A 21,897-nucleotide genomic window follows, 5' to 3' on the forward strand; every position below is an offset into this window, starting at 1 on the left:
CCTCAGCCGTGGCCGGCGAGCGTGGCGTCGGACAGCCCGGGGTCGGGGATCCCCGTCTCGGTGAGCAGCGGCTCGGGCACCTCGCCCTCCTCGAGCGGCATGGGGTCGGGGACCCCCGCCGTGATCCGGCTGCCGTCGGCTCGGGTGCCCCCGGTCTTCGGGCGGTCCCCGAGCACCCCGGCGAGCCGCTCGCCGTGGCCGTCGAGGGCGACCTCGACCGGTGCACCCGGCGCCACCTCGTGCGCCTCGCCCCGGACGTCGACCGCCACCGGGACCTGTCCGTCCTCGACCTCGAGCCGCAGCGCGTCGGGGGTCAGCGTGACCCGCACCCGCGTGCCCCGCCACGTGAGGGGGAAGGTGAGCGAGGACCACCGGTCGGGCAGGCGCGGGTCGAACCGCAGCCGCCCGTCGTGGTCGCGCATCCCCGCGAAGCCGTTGACGAGCGAGGCCCACACCCCGCCGGTGGAGGCGATGTGCAGCCCGTCGACGGTGTTGCCGTGCAGGTTCGCGAGGTCGACGAACAGCCCCTGGAGGAAGTAGTCCCACGCGACCTCGTGGTAGCCGACCTCCGCCGCGACGACCGACTGGACGACGGCCGACAGCGTGGAGTCGCCCGTGGTGATCGGGTCGTAGTACTCGAAGTCCTTGCGCTTCTCCTCGGCGGTGAACCGGTCGCCCTGGAGGAACAGGGCGAGCACGACGTCGGCCTGCTTGAGCACCTGGAAGCGGTAGATGACGAGGGGGTGGTAGTGCAGGAGCAGGGGCCGCAGCTCGTCCGGGGTCCGGCTGAGGTCCCAGACCTCGCGGTCGAGGAAGAAGTCGTCCTGGGGGTGGATTCCCAGGCCGGTGTCGAAGGGGATGTGCATCCCGCCGGCGCACTCGGCCCACTCGGCGATCTCGCTGTCGTCGAGGTGCAGCTTCTGCGCGAGGCGCGCGTACTCGTCGGGGTGCTCGGTGCGGGCCCACTCGACCCAGGCGACCGCCTGCTCGAGGTTGTCGCGGGCCATGACGTTGGTGAACAGGTTGTTGTTGACGACGGTCGTGTACTCGTCCGGGCCGGTGACCCCGTGGATGTGGAAGGACCGGGCGCCGTTGTTCCGCCAGAACCCGAGGTCGGCGTACAGGCGAGCGGTCTCGACGAGGATCGGCAGCCCGTCGCGCAGGAGGAACCCCTCGTCGCCGCTCGCGTTGACGAACTGCACGAGGGCGTGGACGACGTCGGCGTCGATGTGGACCTGGGCGGTCCCGGCCGCGTAGTAGGCCGACGCCTCCTCGCCGTTGATCGTCCGCCACGGGAAGAGGGCGCCGCGCTGGGACAGCTCGCGGGCCCGGTCGCGGGCGGCGGGCAGCATCCGGCTGCGGAAGTGCATGAGGTTCCGGGCGAGGTCGGGGCTGGTGTAGGTGAGGAAGGGCGCGACGTACACCTCGCTGTCCCAGAAGTAGTGGCCCTCGTAGCCGGACCCCGTGACGCCCTTGGCCGGGACCCCCTGACCGTCGGCGCGGCCGGCGGCCTGCGCGAGCGTGAACAGGTTGAAGCGGATCGCCTGCTGGACGGCGGTCGTCTCCGGGTCCTCGGAGCCGATCTCCACGTCGCTGCGCTCCCAGAACCGGTCGTACCAGGCCCGCTGCTCCGAGCGGTAGTGGTCGACGTCGTAGCGGGCCGCGCGGTCGAGCGTGCGGTCGCACCGGTCGGACAGCTCGCGCACCGGCAAGCTGCGGGAGGTGTGGTACGCGACGGTCTTCTCGATCCGGACCGTGCGCCCCTGCGTGGCGTCCACCCGGAAGACCATCTTCGCGAGGTCCTCCTCCGCGCGGACGACGACCTCGTAGGGGTCGTCGGTGAGCAGGGTGTGGTCGGCCGCCACGGCGACCGTCATCCCGGAGTTCGCGCACCGGTAGCCGAGAGTCATCCGGTCCTCCGTGGCCCGGTGGACCCGCGGCACGAGCACGCGCCCCTCGAACACGCCCGCCTTGCGGGGGTCGGCGGTCGCGACCCGGCCCTGCGCCGGCTCGTGGTACTCGTCCTCGCCGTCCTGCCGGTTCAGCAGCTGGCTCGAGACCAGGACCGGGGCGTCGCCCTCGAGCATCGTCACCTCGAGGGTGAGGACGGCGAGGTGGCGCTGGGTCATCGACACCATGCGGGTCGAGTCGACGAGGACCCGCTTGCCCGAGGGCGTGCGCCACAGCAGGGAGCGGCGCAGGATGCCGTCGCGGAAGTCCAGGGTGCGCTCGTAGCGCTCGAGGTCGGCCATCCCGATGACGAGGGGCTCGTCGTCGACGTAGAGCTTCATCAGCTTGGCGTCGGGGACGTTGACGATGGTCTGCCCGGTGCGGGCGAAGCCGAAGGCCCCCTCGGCGTGCCGGATCGGCCAGGTCTCGTGGAAGCCGTTGACGAAGGTCCCGTGCTCGAACGCCTCGCGGCCCTCCTCGGGGTTGCCGCGCATCCCGATGTAGCCGTTGGCCACGGAGAAGAGGGTCTCGGTGACGCCGAGGTCGGAGGGGTCGAAGTCGCGCTCGACGAGCCGCCACGGGTCGGCGGGGAAGCGGCTGCGGTCGAGCGGGTCGCCCGTCACGTGCCCCGCCTTCACGCGAGGACCCCGAGGTCGGCGACGACGACGTCGGCGCCCGCGGCCGTGAGCGCGTCGGCGCCCGCCCCCCGGTCGACCCCGATGACGAGGGCGAAGTCGCCCGCCGCGCCGGCCCGCACGCCGGAGACGGCGTCCTCGACGACGACGGCCCGCGCGGGGACCGTGCCGCACTCCTGCGCCGCGTGGACGAAGGTGTCGGGCGCCGGCTTGCCGGCCAGGCCGAGCTCGCCGGCGACCCGCCCGTCGACGACCGTGACGAACCGGTCGGCCAGGCCCGCCGCCTCGAGGACGGCCGGGGCGTTGGCGGAGGAGGAGACGACGGCGAGCGGGGTGCCGAGGTCGCGCAGCACGTCGAGGAGGGCGACGGAGCCGGGGTAGGGCTCGACGCCGTCGCGGTCGAGGACGGCGTTGAACGCGTCGTTCTTGCGGTTGCCGAGCCCGCACACGGTGACGGCGTCGGGCGCGTCGGAGGGCGCACCCTCCGGCAGCGTGATCCCGCGCGAGAGGAGGAGGTCGCGGACGCCGTCGTAGCGCGGCTTGCCGTCGACGTGGTCGTAGTAGTCCTGCTCGGTCCACGGCGAGGTGTCCCCCTCACCCGACCACGAGGCGAGGAAGGCGTCGAACATCTCGGCCCACGCGCGCCGGTGCACCTCCGCGGTGGGGGTGAGGACGCCGTCGAGGTCGAACAGGACCGCGGCGTGGTCGGTCCAGGTCACGGGGGAACCGCTCATGGGCCGCAACGCTAGGGAGGGCGAGAGCGCTTGCGCAACGCGCCTCGCGGTCGCGGTCCGCAGCGTTCGCCGAGCGGTCGGTCCGCGAGGGGCGCTCCCGCCTCGGCTAGCGTGCACGCTGTGAGCCAGCCCGTCCGCCTGCCCTTCGACCCGATCGCCCGGGCCGCGGAGCTGTGGCGGAAGCGGTGGGGCCCGCAGTCGCGGGCGGTGTCGATGGCGACGGCGACGTCGGTCATGCGCGTGCAGCAGCTGCTCCTCGGACAGTTCGACGCCATCGCCGGGCGCCACGGCCTCACCTTCGCGCGCTACGAGGCCCTCGTCCTCCTCGCGTTCAGCCGCGAGGGCCGGCTGTCGATGTCGCGGATCGGGGAGCGGCTCATGGTGCACCCGACGAGCGCGACGAACATCGTCCAGCGCCTCGCCGCCCAGGGGTTCGTCGAGCGGGTGCCGAACCCGGCCGACCGGCGCGGCGCGTTCGCCGTCATCACCGACGCCGGTCGCGAGGCCATGGAGGCCGTCACCGCCGACCTCGAGGCGGCCGACTTCGGCCTGTCGATGCTCGACGAGGACCAGCACGAGGCGCTGTACGCCCTGTTGCGGCTGGTGCGCGTGGGGTCACGCGACTTCGACGACTGAGCCGTCGCCGGGCGTGGCCTCGGTCACCTCCGCGCACGAGGGATTTGTCGCGGCCCCTCGGGGTTTGTCATGGTGGAAGGCAGCCTCACCCCCGGGCCGGTGCCCGGGACGCCCCGGAACCAGCACAAGGAACACCCCATGCTCACTGTCGTCAGACGCGTCGTCGGTGCGCTCCTGGCCCTCGCCGGCCTGGCGCTCACCGCCCTCGGCGTGTGGTTCGCGACCCAGCTCGGGAGCTCCGGCACCGCGGAGTTCACCGTGCGACCGGACGGCGCCGAGCCCGTCGTCATCCGGCCCGACGTCCTCAACCGCGTCGACGCCGACGTCGTCGTCACGGCGACGCCCGCCGCCGGAACCCGGGCCTGGATGGCGCTCGCCAACCCCTCGGACGCGACCGCCGTGCTGGGGGACGCCCGCCACACGGAGGTCACCGGCGTCGAGGTGCAGGACTGGCTCCTCACCACCGCGACCCGCGGATCCGGCCCGGCGAGCGAGGGACTCGGCACGGCCGACCTGTGGCGCCAGCAGGACGACGCCGAGGGCCCGGTGACCCTCACGGTGCAGCAGGACGAGGCCCCCGAGACCCTCGTCGCCACGACCGACGGCGCCCCGCTGCAGTCGCTGACCCTCACCATCACCGACAAGACCTGGTTCGTCGAGGCCGTCGTCGCCGCGCTCGTCGGCCTCTTCGTCCTCGTCGTCGGCGTGCTGCTCCTGTGGCCGCGGCGGGCGTCCCGTGAGGGCGACGAGCACCACCTCGAGGTCGCACCCCCGGTGCCGGCCCGCTCCGACGCCGAGCAGACCGTCGCCCTGCCCCGTGACCCCGAGGAGGCCGCCCGATGAGCCGCCCCACTCCCCGTCCCGCCCGTCCCGCCGCCCGCCTGCTCCCCGTCGTCGGGGCCCTCGCCGTCGCGCTCGTGGCCGGTGGCTGCGGCACCGCGACCGACGCCCTCGTCGGGATCGAGCCCGCCCCGGCCGAGCGCACCGCCGCGGCGCCGCTCGACACCGACGGCGCCACCGCCATCGCGACCCGGCTGCTCACGGCCGCCGAGGCCCCGGCCGACGGCGACGCGGCCGCGCAGAAGGCCGCCCGCGCGAGGACCTTCACCGGCGACGCCCTGACCCTCGCCGAGGCCCGCGCCGCGCGCAAGGCGCAGCCGCCGACCGGCACCGCCCTCGTGACCGGCCCGACCCCGAAGGTGCTCGCCCAGTCGCAGGGCCGCGCCTGGCCGAGGGCCATCCTCGCGACGAGCCTCGACGCCGACGACAACACCCAGTACCTCCACGTCCTGCTCTCGGAGCAGCCCGATGAGGCCTTCCGGATCGCGGCCACCGTGCCGATGTTCGCCGGGGCGCAGCTCCCCGCCGTCGGGTCGGCCTCGGAGGGGGCGCCGCTGCTCGACACCGGCTCGAAGGAGGGCCTCGCGGCCTCGCCGGAGGCCGTCCTCAAGGCGTGGGCCGGCGCGCTCGCGTACCCGAAGCCGAGGCCGACGAAGGTCGTCGACGTCACCGACCCGTTCGCCGAGGGCCTGACCCGGGCCGCGGCCGGGCAGGCGAAGGCGCTCGGCAAGCTCGCGACGCTGTCCCAGGTGCATTCCCCGCAGCTCGAGCACGCCCTGACCTTCCGCCTCGCCGACGGTGGCGCCGTGACGTTCGCCCTCGTCAAGCGCACCGACACGATCACGCTGAAGCCGACGGCCAAGGAGCTCGTCCTCCCCAAGGAGTACGCCGACGTCGTCGGCAAGGCGAAGGTCACGCGGTCGATGAAGCTCGAGAACCTCGAGGCCGTCGCGGTCGTCGTCCCCGAGAGCGGTGCCGCGAGCGTCATCGGGGCGAGCGAGCTGCTCGTCTCCGGGACCGGGCGCTGACCCGCCGCCTGCACCACCACCGCGTTTGACAGAATCGGGTCCATGACCGAGACCCCCCGTCCCGCCGGCACCCGCGGCGCCGTCGACCTCTCCGCGATGGGCGGCCCGGCCGCCGGTGCCCCCACCGGCGCGCCCGCCGGGGCCGCGCCCGCCGGGGCCGCGCCCGCAGGAGGCGCAGCCCCGGGCGGCTCCATCCCCGACGGCCTCGTCGTCGAGGTCGACGCGACGAACCTCCAGAGCGCCCTGGGCCGCACCCTCCAGGTCGCGGGGGTCCTCGTCCTGTGGTCCTCGGAGCACCCGCAGACCCGCGAGCTCGTCGACACCGTCGCCCGCGTCGCCGCCGGGCTCGAGGGTCGTGTCCTCGTCCTCACCGCCGACCTGTCCGCCCAGCCCGAGCTGCTCCAGGCCTTCCAGCCGCTCCTCGTCCAGGCCTTCGGGCAGCCGACGGTGCCCGCGACGTTCGGGCTCCTCCAGGGGCAGCCGGTGCCGCTCTTCCCGGGCCTGCAGCCCGAGTCCGAGGTGCGTGCCGTCCTCGACCAGCTCCTCCAGGCGGCCGTCCAGAACGGCATCACCGGGCGCGTCGACCTCGCCCCGGTCGAGGGTGCGGAGGAGGACGACGCCCTCCCGCCGCTGCACCAGGCCGCCTTCGACGCCATCGAGCGCGGCGACCACGCCGCCGCCGTCGCGGCCTACGAACAGGCCCTCGCCGAGAACCCGAAGGACCACGACGCCGAGCTCGGCCTCGCGCAGGTCCGGCTCATGGAGCGCACGAGCGGGGTCGACGCCCAGGCGGTTCGGGCGGCCGCGGCCGCCGACCCCTCGGACCTCGACGCCGCGATGACGGTGGCCGACCTCGACGTCCTCGGCGGGCACGTCGAGGACGCCTTCACCCGCCTCCTCGACCTCGTCCGGTCGACGTCGGGCGAGGAGCGCGACCGGGTCCGCACCCACCTGCTCGACCTGTTCGCGGTCGTGGGCAACCACGACGAGCGGGTTCGCAAGGGCCGCACGGCGCTCATGAGCGCCCTGTTCTGAGCGGTGACGACGACCCTCGGGGGCGGTCTCGTCCGCTTCCGGTTCGACCCCGACGACGCCGAGGTCACCGCCGTCGACCTCGACTGCGACCCCGCCGTCCCGGGTCCGCGCTCGCTGCACCGCGACGGTGACGGGTGGCACCTGTACCTGCCCCGGCCGCCGGTGCAGCGCGTGGAGTACCGGTTCGCGGTCTCCCGTGGTGCGGAGACGGAGACGGTCCTCGACCCGCTCAACCCGGCCCGGGTCGCCACCGCGTTCGGTGACCGCAGCGTCCTCGAGCTGCCCGGCTACGCACCCCCGTGGTGGCTCGACGCGCCGGTCGTCGAGGGGCGGCTCACCGACCTCAGCCTCGTCGGGGAGACCGCCGACGAGGTGCCCGTCACGGTCTGGGCGCCCGCCGACCTCCCGGAGGACGAGCCGGCGCCCCTCCTCCTCGTCCACGACGGCCCCGAGTACGACTCGCTCGCCTCGCTGACGACCTACTCGGCGGCCCTCGTCGCGTCCGGTGACCTCCCGCCGCACCGGGTCGCGCTCGCGCACCCGGTGCTCCGTGACGCGTGGTACTCGGGGTCGCCGCAGTACCTGCGGACCGTGGCGGAGGCCGGCCTGGACCGGATCGACGCCCGCTTCGCCCGGAGGTCGCCGGTCGTCGTCGCCGGGGCCAGCCTCGGGGGCCTGACCGCGCTCCTCCTCGGCGTCCTCGCCTCTCCCCGCACCGGCGGCGTCCTCGCGCAGTCGGGGTCGTTCTTCCAGGTGCGCCACGACGACTCCGAGAGCGGCTACCGCTGGTTCGGGCGGATCTCGCGCACGGTGCAGTCGCTCCTCGACATGCGCCACGTCGAGCACCCCCTCGTCGTCGGGATGACGTGCGGCACGCTCGAGGAGAACCTCGCCAACAACCGCGACATGGCGAGCGCCCTGACCCGCGCCGGGCACGAGGTGCGCCTGCGCGAGGTGCCGGACCTGCACAACTACACCGCCTGGCGCGACGCCCTCGACCCCACCCTCACGGAGGTCCTCCAGCGCGTGTGGTGACGCCGGTGGCGGTCGGGGGGCGTGGTTGCGAGGCCGTCCCCCGGGCGGCAGGGTGGGCGCATGGAGACCCGCAGCGTCCGACTGCCCGTCCCGGGCCACGACGCGACCCTCGAGGTCGTGCGCCACGGGTCGTGGGGGAGGCCGGTGCTCCTCTTCCCGTCGGAGGCCGGGGGAGCGCACGACGCCGAGGGCAACGGGATGCTCGACGCCGTCCGGTGGCTCGTCGACGAGGGGCGGGTCAGCCTGTTCTGCGTCGACTCCCTCGACGCCTGGTCCTGGTCGAACCGGGACCTTCCCACCGAGGAACGCGCCCACCGGGCCGGGGTGTACGCGGCCTGGGTGTCCGAGCAGGTGCTGCCCCACGTCGTCGCCGAGACCGGGGGTGACAGCGAGGTCGTCACCGTCGGCGTCTCGCTCGGCGCCTACCACGCGGTCCACACGACGCTGCAGCGCGCCGACGTCGCCCCTGTCGCCATCGGGCTCTCCGGCAACTACGACCCGACGACGTGGAACGGGTGGGGCGAGCTCGGCGACGCCACGTACTTCGCCAACCCCTCGGCCTACGTCGCCAACATGGAGGGCGACCACCTCGACTGGGTTCGCTCCCGTGCGTCGATCCTCCTCGTCGTCGGTCAGGGCCCCTTCGAGGAGTCACCCACGCGGGCGCTGTCGTCCACCCGGGCCTTCGCGGACCTGCTAACGCGCAGGGGGATCCGCCACGAGCTCGACGTGTGGGGCCACGACAGCGCCCACGACTGGCCGTGGTGGCACCGCCAGCTCGCGCACCACCTGCCCCGCTTCGTCTGACCGCTGCGTCCCACCGAAGGAGAACTGACCGTGGCCTCCACCACCGACCACCTCGTCGGCCTGCTGCTCGGCGCCGAGGAGGACTGGCCGACGACGTTCGAGGCGCTCGCCCGGCGGCTCGGCGTCCTCACCGCCCCCGACGGGACGCGCCACTCGATCACGACCGAGCGGGTGAGCATCGAGCCGTTCAACCTGCGCGACAAGCCCCGCCACGAGCTCGTCATCGACCGGCTCGCCCACTGGTACTACCACCCGCGCGAGTGGCTGAAGAAGGTCGCCCTCATGGACGACGTGTACCTGCTCAACAGCCCGTTCACCTTCCAGTCGATGGAGAAGCACTCGGCCTACTGCGCCCTCATGCGCCTCGGCATGAACGTGCCCGAGACCGTGCTCGTGCCGTACAAGAACCCCGTCGACAACGCCCGGTGGGCCTACACGTCGGCCAAGTACAACCGAGGGTTCGACCTCGACTCGATCGCCGACTCGCTCGGGTACCCGCTGTTCATGAAGCCGTTCGACGGCGGCGGCTGGCGCGGGGTCTCGCAGGTCAAGGACCGGGCCGACCTCCACCAGGCGTACGACGACTCCGGCGAGATGCTCATGCACCTGCAGGCGTCGGTGCCGGACTTCGAGCACTTCGCCCGGTCGCTGACCATCGGGCCCGAGACGATGGTCATGAAGTTCCAGCCCGACGAGCCGATGCACCACCGGTACGCCGTCCGGCACGGGTTCCTCTCCGAGGAGGTGGGCCGCGAGGTCGTGACGATCAGCCAGACGGTCAACGCCTTCTTCCGCTGGGAGTTCAACTCGTGCGAGATGCTCGTCAAGGACGGCGTCGTCCACCCCATCGACTACGCCAACGCGTGTCCCGACGTCGCCGTCACCTCGCTGCACTACTACTTCCCGTGGGCGATGAAGGCGCTGCTGCGGTGGACGGCGTTCTGTGTCGTCACCGGGCGGTCGCCGCGCACCCAGGTCGAGACGGGGCCGTGGTTCGCCGTCGCCGACGACGAGGTCCTCGACTACGCCGGGCGGCTCGCGGCCTACCAGTCCCTCGCCGACGACTACTTCGAGACCGAGCGCTACCGGGCGTTCTGCGAGTCGACGCTGCCGCACCTCGACGAGATGGTGCTCGAGTGGATCTCCGGGCCCGACTTCCGCACCCTCCTCACCTCGACGATCCAGCAGACCTACCCACCGCACGAGTGGGACCGGTTCGAGGCGCACTTCGGCGGGCTGCTCGGGATGTGGGTCAGCGACGAGCAGGACTCTCTCGCAGGGCGGTCCGCGTGACCGAGCCGGTCCGCCCGCACGGTGTCCCGGAGGAGTTCGACGTCCGCACCGTCGTGTACCTGAGGAGCGGGGAGAGCCCGCCGGACCTCGACGAGGAGGCGTCGACCGCCCTCCACCACGCCCACCTCGCGTACCTGCACGCGCTCTGGGAGCGCGGGCTCGTGGCGGCGAACGGGCCGCTGCTCGACAAGAGCGACGACACGATCCGCGGGATGTCGCTCTGGACGGTGTCCCCGGAGGAGGCCCGTCGTCACGCCGAGCAGGACCCGGCCGTCCTCGCCGGGCGGTTCCGGGTCGACACGGCCCGGTGGGCCGTCTCGGCGGGGCGGGTCGCCTTCCCGGAGCAGGACGGGCCGGTGGGGGAGCGGGTCGCCTTCGAGGACCTCTGACGGCAGGCGTCCGACGGGTCGAGGTCTTCGGCCGGTGTCGGAGACCGGGCGAATACCTCGACCGGAGGCGGGACGGGCAGGGCGGACGGTGTCAACGGTCAGGCGCCGAGGGCGGCGCCCACGACCTCCTTGGCCTCGGCCTGGACCCGCGCGAGGTGCTCGGGCCCCTTGAACGACTCGGCGTAGATCTTGTACACGTCCTCGGTGCCGCTCGGCCGGGCCGCGAACCACGCCGACGCGGTGACGACCTTGAGGCCACCGATCGCCGCGCCGTTGCCGGGGGCCTCAGTGAGCCGGGCGGTGATCTCCTCGCCGGCGAGCGTCGTCGCCGTGACGTCGGAGGGAGAGAGGGCGGCCAGCTTGGCCTTCTCCTCGCGCGAGGCCGCGGCGTCGATGCGCGCGTAGGCGGGCTCGCCGTGGCGCTCGACGAGCGAGCGGTAGTGCTCGCTGGGGCTCGTGCCGGTGGTCGCCTGGATCTCGGAGGCGAGGAGGGCGAGGAGGATGCCGTCCTTGTCGGTCGTCCACACCGACCCGTCGCGCCGCAGGAACGACGCCCCGGCCGACTCTTCGCCGCCGAACGGCCCGGACCCGTCGAGCAGCCCCGGGACGAACCACTTGAACCCGACGGGCACCTCGACGAGTCGGCGGCCGAGGTCGGCGGCGACGCGGTCGATCATCGAGGACGACACGAGCGTCTTGCCGATGAAGCCGTCGGCGCGCCAGTCCGGGCGGGCCCCGCCGTAGAGGTACTGGATCGCCACCGCGAGGTAGTGGTTGGGGTTCATGAGGCCGGCGTCGGGGGTGACGATGCCGTGCCGGTCGGAGTCGGCGTCGTTGCCGGTCGCGATGTCGTACTCGTCGCGGCGGGCGATGAGCGAGGCCATCGCCGACGGTGACGAGCAGTCCATCCGGATCTTGCCGTCCCAGTCGAGGGTCATGAACCGCCACGTCGCGTCGACGAGCGGGTTGACCACGGTGAGGTCGAGCCGGTGCCGCTCGGCGATGGCGCCCCAGTAGTCGACGGCCGCGCCGCCGAGCGGGTCGGCGCCGATGCGGACACCGGCGGAGCGGATCGCGTCGACGTCGAGGACGTTCGGCAGGTCGTCGACGTAGGTGCCGAGGAAGTCGTAGGTCGAGACGGCGGAACGGGCCCGCGAGAACGGAACTCGCTTCACGTCGGCGAGACCGCCACGGATCAGCTCGTTGGCGCGGGCCGCGATGACCTTCGTCGCGTCCGAGTCGGCGGGACCGCCGTGCGGGGGGTTGTACTTGAAGCCGCCGTCGCTCGGCGGGTTGTGCGAGGGGGTGACGACGATGCCGTCCGCCAGACCCGCACCGGCCGGCATCCCGTCGACCCCGGTGACCTTGCCGCGGTTGGCCACGAGGATGGCGTGCGAGACCGCCGGGGTCGGGGTGTAGCGGTCGGCGGCGTCGACGAGGACCGTGACGTCGTTCGCGACGAGCACCTCGAGGGCGGACGCCCAGGCGGGCTCCGACAGGCCGTGCGTGTCGCGCCCGATGAACAGCGGGCCGTCGTACCCCTGGGCCTTCCGGTAGTCGCAGATCGCCTGCGTCGTGGCGAGGATGTGGGCCTCGTTGAACGACGTCCGAAGGCTCGACCCCCGGTGCCCCGACGTGCCGAACGCGACCTGCTCGTCGACGTTCTCGGGGTCCGGCTGTCGCGTGTAGTACGCGGTGACGAGGGAGCTGAGGTCGACGAGGTCCGAGGGTTCCGCCGGCTGTCCGGCGCGGGGCGAGCTCATGGCGCCGATCCTTCCAGACCGGCCCGCGCGCGGTCACCCTCCGATGTCGTGGGGATCACAGGCGGCAGGGCCTCATCGGGGTGGAGCGGAGGTACTACGGAGAGTAGTAATGAGGTATGACGACGACGAAGAGGCTGGTGGTCCTGGGCTGCGGCACGGCGGGGACGATGGTGGTCAACCGGCTGCATCGGGAGCTCGACCCCGCCGAGTGGTCGGTCACGGTCGTCGACCCGGCCTCGCACCACGACTACCAGCCGGGGTACCTGTTCCTGCCGTTCGGGCTGACCCGGCCGGACCAGGTGCGACGCCGCGCGAGCGAGCTCGTGAGGCAGGGCGTGGAGGTCGTGCGCCTGGCCGTCGAGCGCGTCGACCCGACCGCCCGCGCCGTGCACCTCGAGGGCGGCCGTGTGCTCACGTACGACGAGCTCGTCGTCGCGACCGGCACCTCCCCCCACCCCGAGCAGGTGCCCGGCACGCTGGGGCCCCAGTGGCACCGCGAGATCGGCGAGTTCTACACCTTCCAGGGCGCGCTCGACCTGCGCGAGCAGCTGGAGCGGTTCACGGGCGGCCGGCTCGTCGTCCACGTCACCGAGATGCCGATCAAGTGCCCGGTGGCGCCCCTGGAGTTCACCTTCCTCGCCGACGACTGGCTCCGCCGGCGAGGGCTGCGCGAGGCGACCGAGCTCGTCTTCGTCACCCCGCTCGACGGCGCGTTCACCAAGCCCGTGGCCAGCCGGACCCTCGGCCACCTCCTCGAGAGCAAGGGCATCCTCGTCGAGCCGGACTTCCTGGTCGAGCGCATCGACCAGGACCGCCGCGTCCTCGTCTCCTACGACGAGCGCGAGGTCGCGTACGACCAGCTCGTCACGGTCCCGCTCAACATGGGTGCCGACTTCGTCGCGCGCTCGGGGCTGGGGGACGAGCTCAACTACGTGCCGGTCGACCCCCACACGATGCAGTCACGGGCCCACCCGGACGTCTGGGCGCTCGGCGACGCCGCAGACCTGCCGACGTCGAAGGCGGGGTCGGTCGCCCACTTCTCCGTCGACGTGTTCGTCGAGAACTTCCTCGACCGCGTCGCCGGACGCCCGATGGGCCGGCGCTTCGACGGTCACGCGAACTGCTTCGTCGAGTCCGGCCACGGCAAGGCGCTGCTCCTCGACTTCAACTACGACACCGAGCCGCTCGCCGGTCGGTTCCCCCTCCCGGTCGTCGGTCCCCTGACCCTCCTCGGCGAGTCCCGGCTCAACCACCTGGGCAAGCTGGCGTTCCGCCACCTCTACTGGAATGCCCTCCTGCCCGGCCGCCCGCTCGGCCTGCCCGCCGAGATGTCCCTGGCGGGCAAGCACCCCGCCTGAACCCCCACCGGAAGGAGCAGTCATGACCGCCACGACGATCGCCGGCCACCAGGTCGACGTCGACGGCGAGGGCTTCCTCACCCACCCGCAGCAGTGGACCGAGGACCTCGCACTTGAGCTCGCCCGCCTCATCGGGCTCGAGCTCACCGACGCGCACTGGCGCCTCATCAGGTTCCTGCGCGCCGACCACGAGGCCCAGGGCGAGACCGCCACCTTGCGCCGGGTCTCGGCGCAGACCGGGACGCCCGTCAAGGACCTCTTCGTGCTCTTCCCCGGCAAGCCCGCGAAGAAGCTCGCCTACGTCGCGGGCCTGCCCAAGCCGAAGGGATGCGTGTGACCATGACCGCCACCGACACCGCCCCGAGCGACGACACCCTCGTCGTCCCGTCCTTCGACGACCCGGCCACGAGCGGGCGCAGGCTCGCCATCATCTGTTCCAAGGGCAACCTCGACATGGCGTACCCCGGGCTGATCCTCGCGAACGCCGCCGTCGGCGAGGGTGTCGAGGTCCACCTGTTCTTCACCTTCTGGGGCTTCGACATCATCACGAGGGCGACGATGGGCGACCTGAAGTTCAGCTTCGTCGGCAACACCGCAATGCACCCTCCGGGCCACAGCGGCATCGGGATCCACCACATGCTCGGCGCTCTGCCCGGTGCCACGTCGATGGCGACCCGGATGATGCGCCGGCAGATCGCCGAGCTCGACGTCCCCGACGTCCCCGAGTTCCTCGACCTGCTCCACGGCTCGGGAGCGCACCTGTGGGCCTGCCGGATGTCGGCCGACATGAACCACCTGACGCAGGACGACCTCTACGAGGGTGTCGAGGGCATCATCTCCGCGAGCGACTTCATCGAGCTCACCGAGGGCGCCCAGCTGCTCTTCATCTGACCTCGGCGACGGGGGTGAGGTAGACGGCCGAGAGCCGCGAGACCCCGATGGTCACCGAGTACGGCTGGTCGTTCCACGGCGTGTTCTCGGCCTCGAGGACGATGCCGGCCTGGCTGGCCGACCCGTGCTCGTCGAACCCGTTGGTGTCGAGGACGACCTCCCAGCGCCCCCCGCGGGGCAGGCCGACGCGCACCCACGCCTTGTCCTCGCCGCCGTAGTTGACGACGGTCGCCACGACGTCGCCGGAGCCGTCGGCCTGCGCGAAGCGCAGGTACGACAGCAGGTTGCCGGTGTTGTCGTCGGCGTCCAGCCAGCGGAAGCCGGCGGGCTGGCTGTCGAGCGCCCACAGGGCCGGGTGCTCGCGGTAGACCCGGTTGAGCTCCTTGACGAGGTTGTGCACCCGGAAGTGCGCCGCGTGGTCGAGCAGCCACCAGTCGAGGGAACGACCGTCGGCCCACTCGCCCGGCTGGGCGAACTCGCACCCCATGAACAGCAGCTGCTTGCCGGGGTGGCTCCACATGTAGGCGAGGAAGGCCCGCAGCGTCGCCAGCTGGTCGTAGCGGTCGCCGGGGATCTTGGTGAGCAGCGACCCCTTGCCGTGGACGACCTCGTCGTGGCTGATCGGCAGGACGAAGTTCTCGCTGAACGCGTACATGAGCGAGAAGGTCAGCAGGTTGTGGTGGTACTGGCGGTGGATCGGCTCCTCGTGCAGGTAGCGGAGGGTGTCGTTCATCCAGCCCATGTTCCACTTGAGCCCGAAGCCCAGCCCGCCGGCGGACGTCGACCTCGTGACCCCCGGCCACGACGTCGACTCCTCCGCCACGGTCACGATGCCGGGGACGCGCTTGTACGCCGTGGCGTTGGCCTCCTGGAGCAGGCCGATCGCCTCGAGGTGCTCGCGGCCGCCGTGCACGTTGGGGATCCACTCGCCGTCCTTGCGCGAGTAGTCGAGGTAGAGCATCGAGGCGACGGCGTCGACGCGCAGCCCGTCGATGTGGAACTCCTCGAGCCAGTACAGCGCGTTCGCGACGAGGAAGTTGCGGACCTCGAGCCGGCCGAAGTCGAAGACGTGGGTCCCCCAGTCCGGCTGGTCGCCGCGCCGCGGGTCCGGGTGCTCGTAGAGCGGGAGGCCGTCGAACCGGGCCAGCGCGAAGGCGTCGCGCGGGAAGTGCCCGGGGACCCAGTCGAGGAGGACGCCGATGCCGGCCTGGTGCAGCCGGTCGACGAGGTACTTGAAGTCGTCCGGCGTGCCGAACCGGGCCGTGGGGGCGTAGTAGCCCGTGACCTGGTAGCCCCACGAGGGCCCGTACGGGTGCTCCATGACGGGCAGCAGCTCGACGTGGGTGAAGCCGAGGTCGACGACGTAGTTGACGAGGTGCTCGGCGAGGTCGCGGTACGACATCCCCTGCCGCCACGAGCCGAGGTGCACCTCGTAGACGCTCATCGGGCCGCTGTGCGGGTCGGTGTCCCGGCGTCGCGTCATCCAGTCGCCGTCGCCCCACTCGTGGCCGGACTCGTCGACGACGGACCCGGTGTTCGGCGGGCACTCGGTGCGCCGCGCCATCGGGTCGGCCTTGGTGCGCACGACGTCGTCGGCCCCGCGGATCTCGTACTTGTAGATCGACCCCACGCCGACGTCGGGGACGAACAGCTCCCACACGCCGGAGGAGCCGATGAGGCGCATCGGGTGGACCCGCCCGTCCCAGTCGTTGAAGTCGCCGATGACGCGCACGGCCTTGGCGCGCGGCGCCCACACCGCGAACGAGACGCCACGGACGGTGCCCATGGGGCCCGGGTACTCGTGGACGCGCGCGCCGAGCACCGTCCACAGCTGCTCGTGGCGGCCCTCGTTGACGAGGTGGAGGTCGACCTCGCCGAGCGTGGGGGCGAAGCGGTACGGGTCGTCCTGCTCGTGCTCGATGCCGTCGGCCCAGGTGACGAGGAGGCGGTAGTCCATGGTGCGCATCGCGTCGGTGCGCACGGCGGTCCACACCCCCTCGGCCTCGTGCCCGAGGTCGAGCTCCTCGCCGTCCTCGAAGCGCACGCGCACCGAGGCGGCGAGCGGCTTGAGGACCCGGATCCGCAGGCCCCCGTGCTCCAGGTGCTGGCCGAGGAGGTCGTGCGGCTGCTGGTGGCGCCCCTGGACGAGGGCGGTGATGGCGCCGCCGACCTCGGGGCTGGGGGTGGGGGTCACGGGGTGCCTCCTGGGGTCGAGGGGTCGGAGGGGAGGGAGGGGGTGGGGGGCGCGGTCGTGGCCGACGCGGTGAGGCGGCGGACCGCGCCGAGCGGGATGCCGACCCACCCCGGGCGGTTGCGCGCCTCGTAGACGACCTCGTACATCGCCTTGTCGAGCTCGAAGGCCGCGAGGAGGGCGCCGAGCCGGCGGGGGTCGGCACCGGCCCGTGCGGCGTACCCGTCGAGGAAGGCCTGCTGGGCGGCGGTGACCCAGGCCCGGGCGGACGAGCCGCGGACCTGCTCGAGCGTCCCCCCGACGTAGTCGAAGCTGCGGAGCATCCCGGCGACGTCGCGGACCCACTGGTCGGGGAGTGACCGCTCCGAGAGCGGGCGCAGCGGCTCGCCCTCGAAGTCGAGCAGGACCCAGCCGCGGTCGGGGGAGTGGAGCACCTGACCGAGGTGGTAGTCGCCGTGGATGCGTTGCAGCGCGGGCCAGTCCGACTCGGCGGCCTCCTTCAGCACGGCCTCCACCGCGTCGCGCACCGACTCGAGCTCCGCGACCGCGCCCACGGCCGCGTCGAAGCGCAGGCGCATCTCCGCGGTGATCGCCTCGGCCTGCTCGCGGGAGGTCGGCTCGGTGCCGAGGACGTCGGCGAGGGTGCGGTGCACCTCGGCCGTGGCCTCGCCGAGGTCGCGGGCGGGACCGGAGAAGTCGGTGCCCTCCTCTGCGGCGCGCAGCGCGACCCGCCAGGCGTCCTCGACCCCGGGGAGGAACTCCTGGCAGAACGCGAGGTGGCCGTGGGCGACCTCGTCACCCTCGGTCGTGGGGTGGGCCCACCGGCCGGTGACGGCGCCGACGACCGCCGGCACCCGGCGCGACCCGGCGTCGACGAGGGCGCCCTGGAGGACGACGTCCGGGTTGTCGCCGGGGGAGAGCATCCGGAACACCTTGACGATGAGGGGGATGTGGTGACCGTCGGGCAGGTCGCCGTCGAGGATCACCGAGGTGTTCGACTGCTCGCCGGAGAGCACCCGCGAGCTGCGCACGCGGACCTCGTGGTTCCAGCTCGCCTGCGGCACACCGGAAACGGAGGGCTCATCGGCATCCGACACCGACGAGGACCGGGCCGACACCCGCCCCTGGACGAGCTCGAGGAGCTGGGCCGCGTAGACGGGGTCGTGCGGGGCGTCGTAGATCCACCGCCTGCCGAGCACCGAGTGCTCCGTCGTCCCGACGAGGGCGTGGTCGGCGGAACCGAGCGGCTCGCCCCGGTAGGTGAGCGGCACCTGGTAGACGACCGTCTCGGGGCCGGCCTCGTCGGCGACGACGAGGGTCTCGACGCCCACCTCGCCGGCGGGGTCGTCGAGGCGCCACGCCGCCAGCCGGCGCAGCCGTGGTCGCCGGCCCTTCGCGGCGTACCAGCGCTGCCCACCCATCCACGCCTCGAGGAGCTCGAGCTTCGTGGGGGACAGCGTCGCGTCGTGGATCTCAGCCACGGGCGGCACCTCCGGGCGGGTCCTCGAGGGCCAGCCAGAAGAAGTCACGCGAGCCCAGCGTCACGGTGACCGTGCCGTCGGCGGCGATGTCGGGAAAACCGGTGCCGCCGAACAGGTCCCGCGTCCACGAGCCGGCGAGCTCCTCGGGCAGCGTGAGCGTGGTGGCCTGCGGTTTCGACGACAGGTTGTTGATGCAGAGGACGGCCCGGGCCGAGCGGTCCTCGGCGTCGCGGTCGCGCCTGTCGACACGGACGTACGCGAGGACGCGTTCGTGCGACGACTCGCACACCGTGAAGTCGCCGAGCCCGAACACCGGGTGCTCGCGGCGCACCGACAGCATCCCGCGCACCCAGTGCAGCAGCGAGGAGCCGGTGGCCATCTGGGCCTCGACGTTGACGTGGTTGTAGTGGTGGACGAGCGACTGGATGACCGGCAGGTAGAGCTTGCCCGGGTCGGCGGCCGTGGAGAACCCGGCGTTGCGGTCCGGGGTCCACTGCATCGGGGTGCGGACCGCGTCGCGGTCGTTGAGCCAGATGTTGTCGCCCATGCCGATCTCGTCGCCGTAGTACAGGCACGGCGACCCCGGCAGCGAGAGCACGAGCGCGTGGATCAGCTCGATCTCCGGACGGCTGTTGTCGAGGAGGGGGGCCAGGCGGCGGCGGATGCCGACGTTGGCCCGCATCCGCGGGTCGGGGGCGTACCAGCCGTACATCGCGGCGCGCTGCTCAGGCGTGACCATCTCGAGGGTCAGCTCGTCGTGGTTGCGCAGGAACGTGCCCCACTGCGTGCCCTCGGGGATCGGCGGGGTGTCGGCGAGGACGTCGATGATCGGCGCCGCCTTCTCCTCGCGCAGCGCGTAGTAGAGCATCGGCATCACGGGGAAGTGGAAGCACATCTGGCACTCGGGGGCGTCGGCGGTCCCGAAGTAGTCGACGACGTCGGCCGGCGGCTGGTTGGCCTCGGCGAGGAGGATGCGCCCGGGGTACTCGGTGTCGACCATCGCCCGCAGCCGCGCGAGGAACTCGTGCGTCTTCGGGTGGTTCTCGCCGTTGTGGCCCTCCTCCTCGTACAGGTACGGCACGGCGTCGAGGCGGAAGCCGTCGATGCCCATGTCCATCCAGAACCGGACGACGTCGAACATCGCCTCGTGGACGGCCGGGTTCTCGAAGTTGAGGTCGGGCTGGTGGCTGAAGAACCGGTGCCAGAAGAACTGCCGGCGGATGGGGTCGAAGGACCAGTTCGACGTCTCGGTGTCGATGAAGATGATCCGCGCGTCGGTGTACTTGTCGTCGGTGTCGGACCACACGTAGAAGTCGCCGTACGGGCCGTCGGGGTCGCTGCGCGAGGCCTGGAACCACGGGTGCTGGTCGCTCGTGTGGTTCATGACGAAGTCGGTGATGATCCGGATGCCCCGGGCGTGCGCCTGGTTGATGAGCTCCTTGAACTCCGGCAGCGTCCCGAACTCCGGCAGCACCTGCGTGTAGTCGGCGATGTCGTAGCCGCCGTCGCGCAGCGGGCTGGCGTAGAACGGCGGCAGCCACAGGCAGTCGACGCCGAGCCACTGGAGGTAGTCGAGCCGGTTGACGATGCCGGCGAAGTCGCCCTCGCCCGAGCCCGAGCTGTCGCCGAACGCGCGGACGAGGACCTCGTAGAAGACGGCGGTCCGGAACCACTCGGGGTCGTGGCGCAGGCCGGGCTGGTTCATGCCGAGCCCCGGGTGGCCGTGACCCATGCCGGCGATCGCGCTCACCAGGGCCTCCTCACCGCGATGACGTGGACCGGCTCGACCTCCGGGCCGAGCCGGATGTAGTTGTCGCGCTGCCACGTCCACTGCTCGTCGGTGACGAGGTCGTGGGCCAGGAAGCTGTCGCCCGACTCCAGCCCGAGCGCCGCCATGTCCAGGCGCAGCGTCGTCGCGCGGGTCGAGTGCGGGTCGAGGTTCGCGACGACGACCACGACGTCATCGGTGCCGTCGGGCAGGCGCCGGCGCTTGGAGAACGCGAGGAAGTTCTCGTCGTCGACGTGGTGGAAGCGGATGTCGCGCAACCGGTGCAGTGCCGGGTGGGCGCGGCGGATCTCGTTGATCCGCGTCAGGTAGCCCGCGAGCGAGCGCCCCTCCTTCGGACCGCCCTCCTCGTAGTCCTCCCAGCGGCGGTTCTTGAACTCGTACTTCTCGTTGTCGATCTGCTCCTCGGCGCCGGGGCGGGCGACGTGCTCCATCAGCTCGTAGCCGGCGTAGATGCCGTACGTGGGTACGAGGGTGGCCGCGAGGACGGCACGCAGCTTCCACGCGGCGGTCCCGCCGAACTGCATGTACGGCGTGAGGATGTCGTGGGTCGTCGGCCAGAACGAGGGGCGCATGTACGCGGCGGCCTCGCCGGAGAGCTCGGTGAGGTACTCGCGCAGGTCGGCGGCGGTGTTGCGCCACGCGTAGTACGTGTAGCTCTGCTGGAACCCGATCTTGCCGAGCGTGTGCATCATCGCCGGCTTCGTGAAGGCCTCGGCGAGCCAGATGACCTCCGGGTGGTCCTTCGCGACGTCCGCGATGAGCCACTGCCAGAACTCGACCGGCTTGGTGTGCGGGTTGTCGACGCGGAAGATCTTGACGCCGTGGTCGATCCAGACCTGCATGACGCGGCGCACCTCGGTGTAGATGCCCTCGGGGTCGTTGTCGAAGTTGACCGGGTAGATGTCCTGGTACTTCTTCGGCGGGTTCTCGGCGTAGGCGATCGAGCCGTCGGCGCGGGTCGTGAACCACTCGGGGTGCTCGGCGACCCAGGGGTGGTCGGGGGAGCACTGGAGCGCGAGGTCCATGGCGACCTCCATGCCGAGCCGCTCGGCCTCGGCGACGAACGCGTCGAAGTCGTCGAAGTCGCCGAGGTCGGGGTGGATGGCGTCGTGGCCGCCGTCGGGGGAGCCGATGGCGTACGGGCTGCCCGGGTCCTCGGGGCGCGCGTCGAGGGTGTTGTTCGGTCCCTTCTTCGCGGCCTGGCCGATCGGGTGGATCGGGGTGAGGTAGACGACGTCGAACCCCATGGCGGCGATGGCCGGCAGGCGCTTCATCGCGGTGCGGAGCGTGCCGGTGGTCCAGCGGTGCTCCTTCTCGTCGTACGTCGCGCCCTCGCTGCGCGGGAAGATCTCGTACCAGGCGCCGGACAGGGCCAGCTCGCGCTCGACGAGGAGGGCGTGCTCGGCCGACGGCGAGACCATGTCGCGGAGCGGGCGCTCGCCGAGCTCGTCCTCGACCGCGGCGTCGGTGCCGGCCTTGAGCCGCACGGCGGGGGGCTTGCTCGTGTCGCGCAGGCCCCTCACCGCGGCCTGCAGGACCGCCTTCTGTTCGGCGGTGCGCTCGACCTCGGCCAGGGCCCGCTCGAGGACGAGGGCGCCCTCCTCGAGCATCAGCTCGGTGTCGACGTCGGCCCGGACCTTGATCGTCGCGTCGTGCTCCCAGGTGCCGTACGGGTCGGACCAGCCCTCGACCCGGTAGCTCCACCAGCCGGTGCGGTCGGCCGAGACGGTGCGGACCCACGTGTCGAGCCCGGGGTTGGTGCACGTCATCGGCAGGACGTGCTCGCCGCCGTCGGGGTCGGTGAGGACGACGGAGGCGTTGACGGCGTCGTGGCCCTCGCGGAAGACGGTGGCCGTGACGTCGAACCGCTCGTCGACGACCGCCTTCGCGGGCCGGGCGCCGTGGTCGACGACGGGTCTGACGTCCTGGACGGGGATGCGTCCGATCGGGGCTTGCGGCAGGGCGGTGCGGAAGGCGTCGCTCACCTCACCGAACCTACACGGACGGGTCCCGCTCGTTCAGCCCCCGGGACCGCCCGCGGA

General features: G+C 72.3%; 18 protein-coding genes. 11 read left to right on the forward strand and 7 right to left on the reverse strand.

All coding sequences use genetic code 11. The annotated features are described in order from the left end of the window. Nucleotides 1-2 precede the first annotated feature (2 nt). Nucleotides 3-2,573, reverse strand: a complete 2,571-nt coding sequence (locus tag ACK8HX_RS00750; protein WP_411938730.1) for a glycoside hydrolase family 65 protein — start codon at nt 2,571-2,573, stop codon at nt 3-5. Between the two features lie 11 nt (nt 2,574-2,584). Continuing rightward, on the reverse strand, nt 2,585-3,319 hold the full coding sequence (locus ACK8HX_RS00755; RefSeq protein ID WP_411938731.1) for an HAD family hydrolase: 735 nt from the start codon (nt 3,317-3,319) through the stop codon (nt 2,585-2,587). Nucleotides 3,320-3,439: 120 nt separating this feature from the next. Between ACK8HX_RS00755 and ACK8HX_RS00760 the strand changes: the two genes are divergently transcribed. The 8 genes from ACK8HX_RS00760 (at nt 3,440) to ACK8HX_RS00795 (ending at nt 10,382) form a co-directional block, all read left to right on the forward strand. Further along, nucleotides 3,440-3,955 (forward strand): MarR family winged helix-turn-helix transcriptional regulator, encoded by a 516-nt coding sequence (locus ACK8HX_RS00760; protein ID WP_411938732.1) that lies wholly within the window; start codon nt 3,440-3,442, stop codon nt 3,953-3,955. Nucleotides 3,956-4,093: 138 nt separating this feature from the next. Then, complete coding sequence (locus ACK8HX_RS00765; RefSeq protein WP_411938733.1) at nt 4,094-4,798, forward strand: hypothetical protein; 705 nt, start codon at nt 4,094-4,096, stop codon at nt 4,796-4,798. After that, nucleotides 4,795-5,823, forward strand: coding sequence for a hypothetical protein (locus tag ACK8HX_RS00770; RefSeq protein ID WP_411938734.1), 1,029 nt, complete (start codon nt 4,795-4,797; stop codon nt 5,821-5,823). The genes ACK8HX_RS00765 and ACK8HX_RS00770 overlap by 4 nt, the downstream gene beginning before the upstream one ends. Before the next feature lie 42 nt (nt 5,824-5,865). Beyond that, nucleotides 5,866-6,858 carry a co-chaperone YbbN gene (locus ACK8HX_RS00775; RefSeq protein WP_411938735.1) on the forward strand — a complete coding sequence of 331 codons (993 nt, stop codon included), beginning with the start codon at nt 5,866-5,868 and terminating at the stop codon, nt 6,856-6,858. A 3-nt stretch (nt 6,859-6,861) separates the two neighbouring features. Further along, nucleotides 6,862-7,893 carry an alpha/beta hydrolase gene (locus tag ACK8HX_RS00780; protein ID WP_411938736.1) on the forward strand — a complete coding sequence of 344 codons (1,032 nt, stop codon included), beginning with the start codon at nt 6,862-6,864 and terminating at the stop codon, nt 7,891-7,893. Nucleotides 7,894-7,953: 60 nt separating this feature from the next. Continuing rightward, entirely contained in the window at nt 7,954-8,700 is a 747-nt protein-coding gene (locus tag ACK8HX_RS00785) for an esterase family protein (protein ID WP_411938737.1), read from the forward strand. A gap of 30 nt (nt 8,701-8,730) precedes the next feature. After that, a complete protein-coding gene (locus tag ACK8HX_RS00790) occupies nt 8,731-9,993 on the forward strand; it encodes an ATP-grasp domain-containing protein (protein WP_411938738.1) in 1,263 nt (420 codons plus the stop codon). Continuing rightward, nucleotides 9,990-10,382, forward strand: coding sequence for a YciI family protein (locus ACK8HX_RS00795; protein WP_411938739.1), 393 nt, complete (start codon nt 9,990-9,992; stop codon nt 10,380-10,382). Before ACK8HX_RS00790 ends, ACK8HX_RS00795 begins: the two co-directional genes overlap by 4 nt. 98 nt (nt 10,383-10,480) lie before the next feature. Here ACK8HX_RS00795 and pgm read toward each other — a convergent pair whose 3' ends face one another. Beyond that, nucleotides 10,481-12,145, reverse strand: coding sequence for a phosphoglucomutase (alpha-D-glucose-1,6-bisphosphate-dependent) (pgm, locus tag ACK8HX_RS00800; protein ID WP_411938740.1), 1,665 nt, complete (start codon nt 12,143-12,145; stop codon nt 10,481-10,483). Nucleotides 12,146-12,261: 116 nt separating this feature from the next. Here pgm and sqr point away from each other — a divergent pair, with 116 nt between their 5' ends. The 3 genes from sqr to ACK8HX_RS00815 are packed head-to-tail and all read left to right on the forward strand — an operon-like array spanning nt 12,262 to nt 14,394. Beyond that, entirely contained in the window at nt 12,262-13,503 is a 1,242-nt protein-coding gene (gene sqr, locus ACK8HX_RS00805) for a type III sulfide quinone reductase, selenoprotein subtype (RefSeq protein ID WP_411938741.1), read from the forward strand. 22 nt (nt 13,504-13,525) lie between these two features. Further along, nucleotides 13,526-13,840, forward strand: coding sequence for a TusE/DsrC/DsvC family sulfur relay protein (locus ACK8HX_RS00810; protein WP_411938742.1), 315 nt, complete (start codon nt 13,526-13,528; stop codon nt 13,838-13,840). A gap of 2 nt (nt 13,841-13,842) precedes the next feature. Further along, nucleotides 13,843-14,394, forward strand: a complete 552-nt coding sequence (locus ACK8HX_RS00815) for a DsrE/DsrF/DrsH-like family protein (protein ID WP_411938743.1) — start codon at nt 13,843-13,845, stop codon at nt 14,392-14,394. Here the strand turns inward: ACK8HX_RS00815 and glgB are convergent. From glgB to ACK8HX_RS00835, 4 genes are read right to left on the reverse strand one after another with little or no spacing between them, the layout of a single operon-like run. Beyond that, nucleotides 14,387-16,588, reverse strand: coding sequence for a 1,4-alpha-glucan branching protein GlgB (gene glgB, locus ACK8HX_RS00820; RefSeq protein ID WP_411938744.1), 2,202 nt, complete (start codon nt 16,586-16,588; stop codon nt 14,387-14,389). The two genes, ACK8HX_RS00815 and glgB, sit on opposite strands and share 8 nt — an antisense overlap. Further along, nucleotides 16,585-18,066: a maltokinase N-terminal cap-like domain-containing protein gene (locus tag ACK8HX_RS00825; protein WP_411938745.1), complete on the reverse strand. Its 1,482-nt coding sequence runs from the start codon at nt 18,064-18,066 to the stop codon at nt 16,585-16,587. Before ACK8HX_RS00825 ends, glgB begins: the two co-directional genes overlap by 4 nt. Then, on the reverse strand, nt 18,059-19,798 hold the full coding sequence (treS, locus tag ACK8HX_RS00830) for a maltose alpha-D-glucosyltransferase (RefSeq protein ID WP_411939330.1): 1,740 nt from the start codon (nt 19,796-19,798) through the stop codon (nt 18,059-18,061). The genes ACK8HX_RS00825 and treS overlap by 8 nt, the downstream gene beginning before the upstream one ends. Nucleotides 19,799-19,812: 14 nt before the next feature. After that, a complete protein-coding gene (locus ACK8HX_RS00835) occupies nt 19,813-21,840 on the reverse strand; it encodes an alpha-1,4-glucan--maltose-1-phosphate maltosyltransferase (protein WP_411938746.1) in 2,028 nt (675 codons plus the stop codon). Nucleotides 21,841-21,897: the final 57 nt, after the last annotated feature.

This window comes from Oryzobacter faecalis (genome assembly GCF_046764005.1).
Classification (GTDB): Bacteria; Actinomycetota; Actinomycetes; order Actinomycetales; family Dermatophilaceae; genus Oryzobacter; species Oryzobacter faecalis.